Source organism: Pseudorhodoplanes sp., assembly GCF_050250235.1.
In the GTDB taxonomy this organism is placed as follows: Bacteria; Pseudomonadota; Alphaproteobacteria; order Rhizobiales; family Xanthobacteraceae; genus Pseudorhodoplanes.
In genome coordinates this window covers 32,016-44,998 of sequence record NZ_JBFWPA010000055.1, presented here as the reverse complement: position 1 = coordinate 44,998, position 12,983 = coordinate 32,016, and the positions used below count along the sequence as shown (strand labels likewise).

Here is a 12,983-nt window from a genome sequence, read left to right as displayed (position 1 = left end):
ATTCGAACGGTCCGCCGCGCACCACGAAGCGTCCGCCATATTTCTTGAAAATCGCGGGATTCGCCGCAGCATAGGGCTTGTAGCCCTCGTCATTGTGGACATCGACCCGTCCGATCCAGTAACCCTGCGCCATTCCAGCCGCTCCCTATGATGTGGCACCGGCCACTTCCTGCACGATCGCATCCGCCGCCGCCTTCGGATCGGCAGCGCCCGTGATCGGCCGGCCGACCACGAGATAGTCGGAACCGGCGCGGATGGCCGCAGCCGGAGTCATGATCCGCTTCTGGTCACCGTTGTCGGCGCCTGCCGGACGGATGCCTGGCGTCACCAGCAGCCGCGTCGGACCAACGATCGGCCGCAGCATCTCCGATTCCTCGGCTGAGCAGACGATGCCGTCGATGCCAAGCGCGCAGGCCTGTTCGCTTTTCTTTTTTACCTGATCGCGTGCCGATCCGGCATATCCGGCTTCCTTGACGTCGCGGTCGTTGTAGGAGGTGAGGATGGTCACCGCGAGAATCTTCAGCGGCGAGCCGCGGGCGGCATCAAGCGCAGCCTGCATGGTTTGCGGATAGGCATGTACGGTGAGGAAGGTTGCACCGGAATTGACGATGCTTTCGACGCCCTTGTTCACGGTGTTGCCGATGTCGTGCAGCTTCAGATCGAAGAATACCTGTTTGCCGGACTTGATCAGGTCGTGCGCGAACGAAAGCCCGCCCGCATAGCCGAGCTGGTAGCCGATCTTGTAGAAGACGATGCTGTCGCCGAGTTGCCAGACGAGCTTTTCTGCGACTGCCACGGAAGGCAGATCGAGTGCAACGATCACGCGTTCGCGCGGTACGGCCTTCGGGCTTGCTGCCGTCATGCGTAATGCCCCGCGAGGTCGATCAAGCTCCGCACCACGGTCCTGAGCCGTTTGGCATTGGCCTCGTCCTTGAAATTGTCCATCTCGTCGAAGGCGTCGCCCGCACGGGACACCGCGACCTGATCGGCAATCACCAGGGCGCCGCAGCCCTGTTCCAGCACCTGCCGCAACGCCATCAGCGAGCGCATCGCGCCATAAGCGCCATTGGAGGCACCGCCGAGCGCGAAGGCGCGGTCACGATACACCGCGAGGGGCGCCTCCTTGCCCTCGCGCACGCGCGACACCCAGTCGAGCGAATTTTTCAGGAGCGGCGTCACGGATGCATTATATTCGGGGCTCGCGATGAAGATACCCTGGTGGCTCTGCATCATCCGCTTCAGCGTGATGGCGGCCTCCGGCGGTCCGGAGCGGCTTTCGAGATCGCCGTCGTAGATCGGCATCGGAAAATCCAGCAGCGATATATGCGTGGTGTCTACGCCGGCGAGCGCAAATTCCTTGGCCGCCAGCGCCGCCAGCCGGGCATTCATCGAGCCGGAGCGGATCGAGCCAGCAAAGACCAGGATTTTGGGAGGCGACATGGAGAAAGGACACTAATGGCGTTCGCAGCCGATGGAAATCCTCCTGCTCGTCCGGCGAGGACACTGAATTATAGTCGGATTAGTGAGTTTACAACAATATTGTAAACTCGATAATCTCCATATAAATTGGATGCGATGGATCCCATAAGAAATCCCTACGCACCCGGAGCCGGCACACCGCCCCCGGAGCTGGCGGGCCGAGACGAACTGCGAGAAATCGTGCGTATCGCTCTGGAGCGTGTGCGCGCGGGCCGCCCGGCGAAAAGCATCCTGATGATCGGGCTGCGCGGGGTGGGCAAGACCGTTCTGCTCGACCGCATGCGCGACGATGCGGAGGCTTCCGGCATCAGCACCGTTCGGGTTGAGGCGCCGGAGGGCCGATCGTTGCCGGCGATGCTCGCGCCCCAGCTGCGTCAGGCGCTATTGCGGCTGTCCCGCAGCAGCCGGGCGAAAGACATGGCGCAACGCGCGTTGCGCGGGCTTGCCGGCTTCGCGAAGGCGCTGAAGGTCAGCTATCAGGACATTGAGGTCGGCATCGATTTTGAGCCCGAACCGGGTCTGGCCGACAACGGCGACCTCGAAAACGACCTGCAGGCGTTGCTGGAAGTCAGCGGCAATGCGGCGAAGGCGGCCGAGACCGCGCTCGGTCTTTTCATCGACGAACTGCAATATGTCGAGGAGGATCAACTCGCCGCCCTGATTACAGCGCTGCACCGAACATCGCAGCGCAGCCTGCCGGTCGTACTGGTCGGTGCGGGGCTTCCGCAATTGCCCGGTCGCATGGGCCGCGCCAAGTCCTATGCGGAGCGCCTGTTCGACTTTCCCATGGTGGGGCCGCTGTCCGAGGAAGCGGCGCGCCTTGCGATCGCAAAGCCGGCCAACGATCAGGGAGTGGACATCACCGACGACGCGCTCCACCGCATTTTCGAGGAGACCCACGGCTATCCCTATTTCCTGCAGGAATGGGGCAAGCATTCATGGGACGCCGCACGGTCCTCGCCGATGACCTTGCATGATGTCGAACTGGCTTCGACCACGGCGGTGGCCGCCCTGGACGAGAGCTTCTTTCGCGTACGTTTCGACCGGCTGACCCCACTGGAGAAAAGGTATCTCCGGGCCATGGCGGAGCTGGGCCCGGGACCGCATCGCTCGGGTGATATCGCCTGGGAGCTTGATCGCGAGGTCACGTCGCTTGGTCCGACGCGAAGTCAATTGATCTCAAAGGGTATGATCTGGAGCCCGAGCCACGGCGACACGGCATTTACCGTGCCGCTTTTCGATCAATACATGCGCCGGATCATGCCGGGCAACGACTGGAAATAGACGAAAGCGCCGGGCAGAACGGGGCGCCGGTCGCGCGCAAGGAGGCTACGACACCAGCGCGCGGCGATAGGACCATACCCGCGCGGGCGGCAGGTTCATCCAGATGCGCTCGGAGGCTTCGGCCGCGACTCGTGACAGGCCTTTGGGAATTGGCGGTGCTGCCATCGAATAGGTGAACTGCACGAACGGTGCATTCTCCTGCATCAGGCCGAACGCCTCGTTGATCAGGCGGATGCGTGTGCGCATCGGCTTGTTGAGAAGCGGCAGCCCGGAGACCATCGCCGCCGCCGGCTCCTCCAGAACATCGCCAAGGGTGCGCCGCAGGCTGTAGGCATCGCCTTGCACGACCGTAGCTTCCGGAAACCGCGAGCGCAGAATCCGGCAGAAGCCGGGATTGAACTCAACCAGCACCAAACGCTTCTGGGGAACGCCACGCGCTACCAGCGCCTCGGTGACCGGACCTGTCCCCGGCCCAAGCTCGATCACCGGACCCGGTATCGAGGTGTCGACATACCGAGCCATGGTACGCGCCAATACCCGCCCGGACGGAGTCACCGCGCCGATCGCCAACGGCTTCTGCAGCCAGGAGCGAATGAACCGGACCTCGTCGTCGAGACGCAGGCCCTTCTTTTCAGCGAGGGAGGATTGCGGACGCATTGCCGTTACGTTTGTGAAACTATTGTGACCCGCACAAGGCATAGCCGTTTTGTATCCGGCCGCCAAGGGCAGCCCCAGGACCCGGGGGCTTTGGTCATTGCGGGCGAGACCCAAGATCGAACAATTCCTTGACGCGGGCGAAGAAGCCGGCCGCCTCGGGCTGCGTCTCGGTGGACGACAGTTTGTGGAACTCGGCAAGCAATTCGCGCTGGCGTTTCGTCAGATTCTGCGGCGTTTCCACGACCACCTGCACGTACATGTCGCCGCTCTGCTTGGAACGCAGGACCGGCATGCCCTTGCCCTGAAGGCGGAATCTGCGTCCGGATTGCGTGCCCGCCGGGACCTTAACCTTACTACGCGAACCATCGATGGACGGCACTTCGAACTCGCCGCCAAGTGCGGCCGTGACCATGGATACCGGTACCCGGCAATGGAGATCTGCGCCATCGCGCTGGAAGATCGAGTGCGAGGCCAGTGACAGGAAGATATAGAGATCGCCCGCCGTGCCGCCGCGCAAGCCCGCTTCGCCCTCGCCCGCCAGCCGGATACGGGTACCGTCTTCGACCCCTTGCGGAATGTTGACCGAAAGCATCCGGTCACGCGTCACGCGCCCGGAGCCGGAACAGGACGGGCACGGGTCCTCGATGACCTGCCCGCGGCCCTGACAGGCCGGACAGGTCCGCTCGAGCGTGAAGAAGCCCTGGGCGTGACGCACCCGTCCCTGCCCGCCGCAGGTCGAGCAGGTCTTCGGACGCGTACCAGCCTTCGCGCCCGAGCCCGAACAGGCTTCGCAGGTGACCGAGGTGGGAATGCGGATTTCGGCGGTCTTGCCGTAATAGGCATCCTCCATCGTGATCTCCATATTGTAGCGGAGATCGGCGCCGCGCTCGCGGCCCCCTGAGGCGCGGCCGCGAGCGCCCGCCATGCCGAATATGCCTTCGAAAATATCGGAGAAAGCCGAGCCGAAATCGGCGCCAAAGCCATGCGCGCTGGCACCATTGCCTTGCTCGAAGGCGGCATGGCCGAAGCGGTCATAGGCCGCGCGCTTGTCGCCATCCTTCAGGACGTCATAAGCCTCGCTGATTTCCTTGAACTTGCCTTCAGCCGCCTTGTCGCCCGGATTGCGGTCCGGGTGCCACTTCATCGCGAGCTTGCGATACGAGGTCTTGATCTCGGAATCCGTCGCGGTACGCGCGACGCTGAGGGTTTCGTAATAGCAAGTCTTGGCCATCGATAACTATCACCACGAAATCGAGACCTCATCCTGAGCAGCACCGCGCGACGATGCGTACCCAAGGACGAGATTTCGTTGGTGCCCCAGAAAACAATGGCCCCCATCCTTCGAGATGCGCGCCGCGCTCCTCAGGATGAGGGCCATCAATCCTTCTCCGCGGCTGCTTACGCCGACTTCTTCTTGTCGTCGTCGACTTCGGTGAATTCCGCGTCGACGACATCGTCCTTCTTGGTGCCACCGGACGCATCCGGACCATCCGATCCGCCGTCCTGTTGCGCCTTGTACATCGCCTCGCCAAGCTTCATCGAAGCCTGCGCCAGTATGTTGGACTTGGCCGCGATCGCGTCACTGTCGGTGCCCTTCAGCGCTTCCTTCAGATCGGCGAGCGCATTCTCGATCGCACGGCGATCATTCTCTGCCACCTTGGAGCCGTGCTCGGACAGCGCCTTCTCGGTCGAATGGACCAGCGCCTCGGCGTGGTTCTTGGCTTCGACCGCAGCCTTGCGCTTCTTGTCGTCCTCGGCATGCGCCTCGGCGTCCTTCACCATCTTCTCGATGTCGGCTTCGGACAGGCCGCCCGACGCCTGGATGCGGATCTGCTGCTCCTTGCCGGTGCCCTTGTCCTTGGCCTGGACGTTGACGATGCCGTTGGCGTCGATGTCGAAGGCGACCTCGATCTGCGGGACGCCGCGCGGCGCCGGCGGAATGCCCATCAGGTCGAACTGGCCGAGCATCTTGTTGTCGGCCGCCATTTCGCGCTCGCCCTGAAACACCCGGATGGTCACCGCGTTCTGGTTATCGGCGGCGGTCGAGAACACCTGGCTCTTCTTGGTCGGGATCGTGGTGTTGCGGTCGATCAGGCGGGTGAAGATGCCGCCCTCGGTCTCGATGCCGAGCGACAGCGGCGTCACGTCGAGCAGCAGCACGTCTTTGACGTCGCCCTGCAGCACGCCGGCCTGAATCGCGGCGCCGATCGCCACGACTTCGTCCGGGTTGACGCCCTTGTGCGGCTCCTTGCCGAAGAGCTGTTTCACGACCTCCTGGACCTTCGGCATACGGGTCATGCCGCCGACCAGGATCACCTCTCCGATCTCGGATGCAGAGAGACCGGCATCCTTCAGCGCCTTGCGGCACGGCTCGACCGTCTTCTGGATCAGATCATCGACCAGCGCCTCGAACTTGGCACGGGTCAGCTTCATGGTCAGATGTTTCGGACCGGAGGCATCCGCCGTGATGAATGGCAGGTTGATTTCGGTCTGCGTGGTGGACGACAACTCGATCTTCGCCTTCTCGGCCGCTTCCTTCAGGCGCTGCAGAGCGAGCTTGTCCCGTCGCAGGTCGATGCCCTGCTCCTTCTGGAATTCGTCGGCCAGATAGCCGACCAGCCGCATGTCGAAATCCTCGCCACCGAGGAAGGTGTCGCCATTGGTCGACTTCACTTCGAACACGCCGTCGCCGATCTCCAGCACCGACACGTCGAAGGTGCCGCCGCCGAGGTCATAGACCGCGATGGTGCCCTGCTTCTGCTTGTCCAGGCCGTAGGCCAAAGCCGCTGCGGTCGGCTCGTTGATGATGCGGAGAACTTCGAGGCCCGCGATCTTGCCGGCGTCCTTGGTCGCCTGGCGCTGGGCATCGTTGAAATAGGCGGGAACGGTGATGACGGCCTGATCGACCTTCTGGCCGAGATGGGCTTCGGCCGTCTCCTTCATCTTTTGCAGAATGAAGGCGGAAATCTGCGAGGGCGAATAGGTCTTGCCGTCGACCTCGACCCAGGCGTCACCGTTGGAGGCCTTGGTGATCTTGTAGGGGACAAGCTTCTTGTCCTTCTCCACCGTCGGGTCATCGTAGCGGCGGCCGATCAGCCGCTTGACCGCAAAAATGGTTCTCTCGGGATTGGTCACCGCCTGGCGTTTCGCAGGCTGGCCGACCAGCCGCTCGCCGTCGTCGCTGAATGCGACGATCGAAGGCGTGGTGCGCATGCCCTCGGCATTCTCGATAACGCGGGGCGTCTTTCCTTCCATCACGGCCACGCACGAATTGGTGGTGCCGAGGTCGATACCGATGACCTTTGACATTGTTCTTTCCTCTCTTTCAGGCAGATCGGCCGGGCCCTGAACCGGCACCCGGATGGACCGTGGGATTCGACGGGTCATCCCCGCCGCGCGTCCGTAAACCGACCCCCTCTAAAATGATCATCGCCGCAGCCCTGCGGCGTCTTGGCTCATATAGGAGGGGCGTCATAGGCCGCAAGGACTTTGGGCCTCGAGGACTCTGCGCCGCAACGACTTTCCGGCCGTTCCGGCCCGCCAGTCCCGGCCGCCCGGCAACGGTCTGTCCCCCGCCGGTTTCATTTTCCCTAACGCCGATCGGTTTCATCCGGACTGCGCCCCGGTCGCGCCCGGTAGACCGGCAGCGACCAGCCGCGTTGCAGCGCCAGGCCGCGAATGGCGAGACAGGCCGCAAAACCAAGGAGAGCCGCCGCCACACCGGGGATTCCGAGAACAAGGGCAGCGACAAATGCGCCTGACCCCACAAGGGCCGCGGTGGCATAAATCTCCCGTCGCAGGATGACCGGGATTTCGCCGCCCAGGACGTCGCGAACCACCCCGCCGAAGGTCGCCGTGATAACCCCCATGACGATCGCGACGAACGGGCCGGCCCCGGCTGCCAGCGCCTTGTCCGCCCCCACCACGCAGAAAAACGACAGACCGAAGGCGTCGAGCCAGAGCAGAAGCCGATAGCGAGATTCCGGGATATGGGCAGTGAAAAATACGATCGCCGCCACCGCCACGCAGACCGCGATATAGACCGGTTGCTGGACCCAGAATACCGGCGTCACCCCAAGCACGAGGTCGCGCAGAGTCCCACCGCCGATACCCGTGACGGTCGCGAGCAGGGCGAAGCCGACAATGTCCATCTGCTTGCGGGAGGCCACCAGCCCACCGGTGACCGCGAACACCGCAACGCCGCAGAGGTCGAGGACCGTGATCAGGGTCGCGATCATGATGACTGCTTCCGCTGGTCGCAATCCGGTCCGGAATTCGTTAGTCAGGCAGGTATGGACAACAGGGCGATCCGGCGGTCGAGGCTGTCATGTCTGGATATGTCTGGCAACACGACCTGAAGGGCGAACCCGACCGGCTGCGGCTGATGTCGAACCTGCTCGATCCGTCGAGCAGGTTTCACCTGCTGAAGACAGGGGTCACGACGGGTTGGCGCTGCCTGGAAATCGGCGCCGGCAACGGTTCGCTGTCGCAGTGGCTCGCGCAACGTGTCGGACCCACCGGCCATGTCGTCGCCAGCGATATTCGCACCGACCTGATGGACGGAATCGCAGGCGGCAATCTGGAAGTCCGGAAACTCGATGTGGTGCACGACGAACCGCCTGGCGCGCCGTTCGACCTCGTGGCCATTCGCGCGCTTCTGCATCATCTGCCCGACCGGCGCGCGGTCGTGACCAGGATGGTGCGCTGGCTGAAGCCGGGCGGCTGGCTGTTCGTTCAGGAGCCCGACTTCTATCCGACATGGACCGTCGACCCGCCATCGCAAAAGCGCTTTTGGGAACAATTCATCGCCTGGGCGGCGATCCATCAAATTGACTATTACGTCGGTCGGAAAATTCCCGCGTGGCTGCAAGAGGAGCGATTGACCGACATCGGCTCCGAAGGGCACGCCATTCTCTATAATGGCGGCTCGGGCTTTGCGCAGTGGTGGGATTGCGGCATCCGCGAAGTTGCGGACAAGCTGCAAAGCGAAGGCGGCGTGTCCCGAGCGGTGCTCGACGAGTTCCTTTCGCTTTGTCGCAACCCGTCCTACTGGACGACAACGATCGCATTCACGGCAACGATCGCCCGTTCCGGCGCTCGCTGAAAGATGTCGGGATCGCGCCTTTCAATGAACCGATTTGCTGGTAGATTGCGGCGGTCGCCCGGCCTGTCCGAGACCCGCCATGCCACGGCTCTGCGGCGAAACGCAAAACCGAAAAAATCAGATTCAATGATGCTGCGAACAGTTCTGTTGCTTTTTTCCCTTTTGCTGTCCGGAACTGCGCTTGTCCCGTCCGGCCCCGCGCAGGCGGCCGACGTCGTCTACCCGGCCGGCTCGCATATCGGCCTGGTCCCGCCCCCCGGCATGACCGCAAGCGCGGGTTTTCCCGGATTTGAGGATCGCGACCGCAAAGCCGTCATCGTTCTCAGCCAGGTGCCCGGGGATGCCTATGAGCAGTTCCTGAAGTCGATGAATTCCGGAGCGATCAACATTCCCGGTGTCAGCAACGCCAAGCGCGAGCTGATGCTGACCGAGAACGGTGCAGCCCACCTGGTGGTTGGGGACCAGGAAGCCGAGGGCGTGAAGTTTCGCAAATGGCTGATGATCACGCGCCGCACGATTACCAGCAACGACACCGACATGGCCTTCTCGTTCATCGTCACGGCGCAGGTGCCGGTTGAGGCACGCGAGATTTACTCCGAAGAGGTGATCCGCAAGGCGCTCTCGAGCGTGGTGTTGCGCGCCGCGATTCCGCCGCAGGAAATCCTCGACCAGTTGCCGTTCCGGCTGACCGAGCGCGCGAATTTCGAAGGTGTGAAGCTCATCGTACCCGGCCGGGCGGTGATGCTCACCGAACGGGATCGCGGCGCGCCGGCCGACGACGAAGCCATCGTGATGATCTCGGTCGGCGGCGGCGCGCCGACGCGGCCCGATGAGCGCGCGAGCTTCGCGCAGAATGTCCTGCGCACCATCCAGGGCTTCAACAACCTGCGGCTGCTGTCGCAGGAATCCATGCGCATCGGCGGGCAGCCGGGCTACGAGATCAGGCTGGAAGGCCAGTCCATCGAGAACAGGGACGTCGTGATCGTGCAGTGGATGCGCTTCGGCGGCGGTGGATTCGTGCGCATGGTGGGCGTCTCGCCGAAGGCAAGCTGGCCGGAGAATTTCATGCGCTTTCGCGAGGTGCGTGACGGCATCAATGCCCGGGAGTGACTGCCGCCGTCACTCCGGGCGCGCCTGGACTCGCGTGAGCGCCGCGGGCGCCCGACATGACGAAACCGGATGACTACTTGCCCGCGTTGTCGTTCGCGACGGAGGCCGGTGCAGGCTTCGGACCGCCCTTGGCCACCGCGACCATCGCCGGACGCAGAATGCGCTCGCCGATCACGTAACCCGGCTGTATCACCTGGACCACGCTGCCGGACGGCACCGACGGATCCGGCACCTCGTACATCGCCTGATGCAGGTTCGGGTCGAACCTCTCGCCCAGCGGCTCGATCTTTCGGATGCCGTTCTTTTCGAGCGCCTTCAACAACTCCCGTTCGGTCAGTTCCACGCCCTCGATAAACGCGGCGACTGCCGCATCCGCTCCGGCGCGCACCTCGGGCCCGATCGCGTCGAGTGCACGGCGGAAATTGTCGGCCACCCCGAGAACGTCGCGCGCGAAGGACGCGATCCCGTACTGGCGCGAATCGGCGACTTCGCGCTCGGTGCGCTTTCGCAAATTCTCCATCTCGGCCAGCGTACGCAGCAGCCGGTCCTTCATCTCTGCGGCCTCATCGACCAGCAATGAGGGGTCGACATAAGGTTTCGAGGCTTTTGGCTCGGATGCCTTGGGTTCGGCGGTCGGTTCGGCTTGCGCGTCGGGCCGTGGCGTTTCGTTCATCGCGTGCGTCCGGTCGATTTTGCTGCTTTCGGCGCCATATCAGAACTCATGGCGGAAAAATCAAGTTCCGGACAGGATTCGGGACACCACCTTGGCCGTATAATCCACCATCGGGATCACCCGGGCGTAGTTCAGGCGGGTCGGGCCGATCACGCCAAGCACGCCCACGATCCGCCCCGCCGAATCGCGGTAGGGTGCGACAATCGTGGAGGAGCCGGACAGCGAGAACAGCTTGTTCTCCGAGCCGATAAAGATGCGGACGCCGTCGGCGCGCTCGGCTCGGCCCAGAAGGTCGATCACCCCGCGCCTGGTTTCCAGGTCATCGAACAGCAGGCGAACCCGCTCGAGGTCATCAAGCGCCTTCAGGTCGTCGAGCAGATGCGATTGCCCGCGCACGATCAGCTTGCGGTCGTCGCTGTCACCGCCCGACCAGCTCGCAAAGCCGGCGGCGACGATCTTCTGGGTCAGCTGATCCAGCTCGGCGCGGCCGGCTTCCAGCGCCTGCTCGAGTTCGAAGCGCGCCTCGGCCAGCGTCTTTCCGCGGATCCGCGAGTTGAGGAAGTTCGACGCCTCGATCAGCGACGACGTCGGCAGGCCCGCCGGCACATTCAAGATGCGGTTTTCGACCTGGCCGTCTTCCGCCACCATCACCACCAGCGCGCGTTCCGGCTCGAGGCGCACGAACTCGATGTGTTTCAGATGCGGGTTGAGCTTCGCGGTCAGCACCACGCCCGCCGCGCGGGTCAGGCCCGACAGGAGGCCGGAAGCCTGCATCAGCACATTCTCGTAGGATTGGCCCCGCCCTGCCACCTGCGCCTCGATTGCGCGCTTGTCGCCCTCGTTCAGATCACCGATCTGCATCAGTGCATCGACAAAGAAGCGCAGGCCGAGTTCCGTGGGCAGGCGCCCAGCCGAGGTGTGCGGCGCATAGATCAGCCCGAGTTGTTCAAGATCGGACATGATATTGCGCACGGAAGCCGGCGACAGCGAAACCTGTAGCAGACGCGAAATATTGCGCGAGCCCACGGGCTCCCCGGTCGCAAGATAGCTTTCGACGATCTGGCGAAAGATTTCGCGCGATCGTTCGCTCAGATCAGCCAGCGAGACCTGGGTCGCACCGACCGGAATGTCGTGTGACGCCACAGCGGGACTCCTTCAACCGGAAGACTTGCCGATTTGGCACGGTGTTTTCAAGCGGCCCCCCCTATACCTTGCGTCCAAACAGCAGGATCACGCCGATCGGCAGGACAAACGAGAGGAGGGTCGCCACGATCAGGAGGCCACCCAGTTCGCCATACTCGCCCCGCAGCACCGGGAAGAACTGGTTCAGGTATTTCGTCTGAAGCTGACCTGCCACCAGCGCCAGATTCATCAGTGACGCCATCAGGGCGAACCAGGTCGCCCGATGTCCCGCGGGCGCATAGAAAGCGATCAGCGTCAACAGCGGGATCATGGACAGCTGCGCGAACGGCGACGCCGCGACGGTGTCGATGATCGCGATCGAGCGCGCACCGATCCCGAACATCCGTTCCGTCCAGTCGGCGAGCCCGTAATACAGCCCGATGCTCGGCAGCGACAGCACCGTACCAATGACGGCCAGCCAGAACAGCGTCCGGGTGACCGAATATTCGGTGAGCTGTCGGGCGAACAGCCACATGCCGAGGATGGCGAGCACCGCGCCGGTCTGGCGCAATGCGCCGTAGAACTGTTCATCGAACTTCAGGATGTCGAGCGTGAACCAGAAATATCCGTCGCCGACCGAGGGAGTTGCACGAAACGCAAAGATGATGATGCTGGTATAGAAGATCGCCATGCGGGACTTGTGATCGAGTTCACGCGTGACGAACACCAGCATCGTGCAGATCACTGTCATCGAGATGGTGAAGATCACCTCCTGCGCATAGGGGATGCCGCCGAGCGCCAGCGCCAGCACGACGGCACCGAAGACGATGCCGCCGCCGAGAATGCGCCAGTCGATCGGACGCGGCGCCGCCACCTCCTGCTCGATCATGAACATGCCGGTAAGCGACACCGCTGGAATGACGAGGCCCATCAGAAACACCGTCTCGCGGTCGAATATCGAGGCCAGGACACCGGACAATCCGGCCACGGCGACAATACCGGCTGACAGGGATAGCCGGCCAATGACCTGCACCATGCCGAGTTCCGAGCGCACATCATGTTCGGGTCTGGGCGCGCCGTTCGCATCCAGCCGTTTCACCACTTCGGTCGACATCGCATCAGCGACCACGTCCTGGATCACCGTGCCGAGAACGATCAGAAGGGTGCCGAGCACGTAAAGCTGGTCGGGGCGCAGGAATATGAGCCATCCGCCGGCCGCACCAGCCAGCGTAACGAGCCCCGAAGCGGTAAACAGAGCGCCGATCGTTATGTAGACGCGCCGCTGCGAGCCGAAGATCGGCACGCAATCGACCAGTTCGCCGAACACCATCTTGATGGTCCAGGGCAACGTCAGCCAGACGCCGATGCTGGCCAGATCGGAGGGCGACAGCTGCAGCTTTTCCTTGATCCAGAAGTCGCGCGTGACGTCGATCAGGCCGAGCGCCCCATACGCGAAATAGACCATGACCAGCGGCACATAGGCCGGGCGGAAGGCGCGGATCGGCCGTAACAGACTGTCCATTAGTGCCATTTGTGTTTCTGGCCGCTTTTCCG

At 63.2% G+C, this 12,983-nt stretch carries 13 protein-coding genes; 3 read left to right on the top strand and 10 right to left on the bottom strand.

Annotated elements, in window-relative coordinates; all coding sequences use genetic code 11:
- The 3 genes from AB7F49_RS22050 to AB7F49_RS22040 all read right to left on the bottom strand — a co-directional run.
- On the bottom strand, positions 1–133 hold a 133-nt coding region (locus AB7F49_RS22050; protein ID WP_428526317.1), incomplete at its 3' end, for a DUF1330 domain-containing protein.
- Positions 134–145: 12 nt separating this feature from the next.
- Positions 146–862, bottom strand: a complete 717-nt coding sequence (gene pyrF / locus AB7F49_RS22045) for an orotidine-5'-phosphate decarboxylase (RefSeq protein WP_428526313.1) — start codon at positions 860–862, stop codon at positions 146–148.
- Positions 859–1,440 (bottom strand): NADPH-dependent FMN reductase, encoded by a 582-nt coding sequence (locus AB7F49_RS22040; RefSeq protein ID WP_428526311.1) that lies wholly within the window; start codon positions 1,438–1,440, stop codon positions 859–861. Before AB7F49_RS22040 ends, pyrF begins: the two co-directional genes overlap by 4 nt.
- A 135-nt stretch (positions 1,441–1,575) precedes the next feature.
- On the opposite strand from AB7F49_RS22040, the gene AB7F49_RS22035 reads away from it, so the two are divergent.
- On the top strand, positions 1,576–2,763 hold the full coding sequence (locus AB7F49_RS22035) for an ATP-binding protein (protein ID WP_428526309.1): 1,188 nt from the start codon (positions 1,576–1,578) through the stop codon (positions 2,761–2,763).
- A 45-nt stretch (positions 2,764–2,808) separates the two neighbouring features.
- Here the strand turns inward: AB7F49_RS22035 and AB7F49_RS22030 are convergent, their stop codons facing one another.
- The 4 genes from AB7F49_RS22030 to AB7F49_RS22015 form a co-directional block, all read right to left on the bottom strand.
- Positions 2,809–3,420 (bottom strand): class I SAM-dependent methyltransferase, encoded by a 612-nt coding sequence (locus AB7F49_RS22030; protein ID WP_428526308.1) that lies wholly within the window; start codon positions 3,418–3,420, stop codon positions 2,809–2,811.
- 94 nt (positions 3,421–3,514) lie between these two features.
- Positions 3,515–4,651 carry a molecular chaperone DnaJ gene (gene dnaJ / locus AB7F49_RS22025; protein WP_428526306.1) on the bottom strand — a complete coding sequence of 379 codons (1,137 nt, stop codon included), beginning with the start codon at positions 4,649–4,651 and terminating at the stop codon, positions 3,515–3,517.
- A gap of 167 nt (positions 4,652–4,818) precedes the next feature.
- Positions 4,819–6,729 carry a molecular chaperone DnaK gene (dnaK, locus tag AB7F49_RS22020; RefSeq protein ID WP_428526304.1) on the bottom strand — a complete coding sequence of 637 codons (1,911 nt, stop codon included), beginning with the start codon at positions 6,727–6,729 and terminating at the stop codon, positions 4,819–4,821.
- A gap of 281 nt (positions 6,730–7,010) precedes the next feature.
- The gene (locus AB7F49_RS22015) at positions 7,011–7,658 is read right to left on the bottom strand and encodes a trimeric intracellular cation channel family protein (protein ID WP_428526302.1); all 648 of its coding nucleotides are present in this window, start codon (positions 7,656–7,658) and stop codon (positions 7,011–7,013) included.
- 89 nt (positions 7,659–7,747) lie between these two features.
- On the opposite strand from AB7F49_RS22015, the gene AB7F49_RS22010 reads away from it, so the two are divergent.
- Positions 7,748–8,524 (top strand): class I SAM-dependent methyltransferase, encoded by a 777-nt coding sequence (locus tag AB7F49_RS22010; protein WP_428526300.1) that lies wholly within the window; start codon positions 7,748–7,750, stop codon positions 8,522–8,524.
- A 147-nt stretch (positions 8,525–8,671) separates the two neighbouring features.
- Entirely contained in the window at positions 8,672–9,634 is a 963-nt protein-coding gene (locus AB7F49_RS22005) for a hypothetical protein (protein WP_428526299.1), read from the top strand.
- A 73-nt stretch (positions 9,635–9,707) separates the two neighbouring features.
- Here the strand turns inward: AB7F49_RS22005 and grpE are convergent, their stop codons facing one another.
- From grpE to AB7F49_RS21990, 3 genes are all read right to left on the bottom strand, one after another.
- Positions 9,708–10,307, bottom strand: coding sequence for a nucleotide exchange factor GrpE (gene grpE / locus AB7F49_RS22000; protein ID WP_428526297.1), 600 nt, complete (start codon positions 10,305–10,307; stop codon positions 9,708–9,710).
- 60 nt (positions 10,308–10,367) lie between these two features.
- On the bottom strand, positions 10,368–11,450 hold the full coding sequence (gene hrcA / locus AB7F49_RS21995; protein WP_428526295.1) for a heat-inducible transcriptional repressor HrcA: 1,083 nt from the start codon (positions 11,448–11,450) through the stop codon (positions 10,368–10,370).
- 61 nt (positions 11,451–11,511) lie between these two features.
- Complete coding sequence (locus AB7F49_RS21990; RefSeq protein WP_428526293.1) at positions 11,512–12,960, bottom strand: hypothetical protein; 1,449 nt, start codon at positions 12,958–12,960, stop codon at positions 11,512–11,514.
- Between the last annotated feature and the right edge of the window lie 23 nt (positions 12,961–12,983).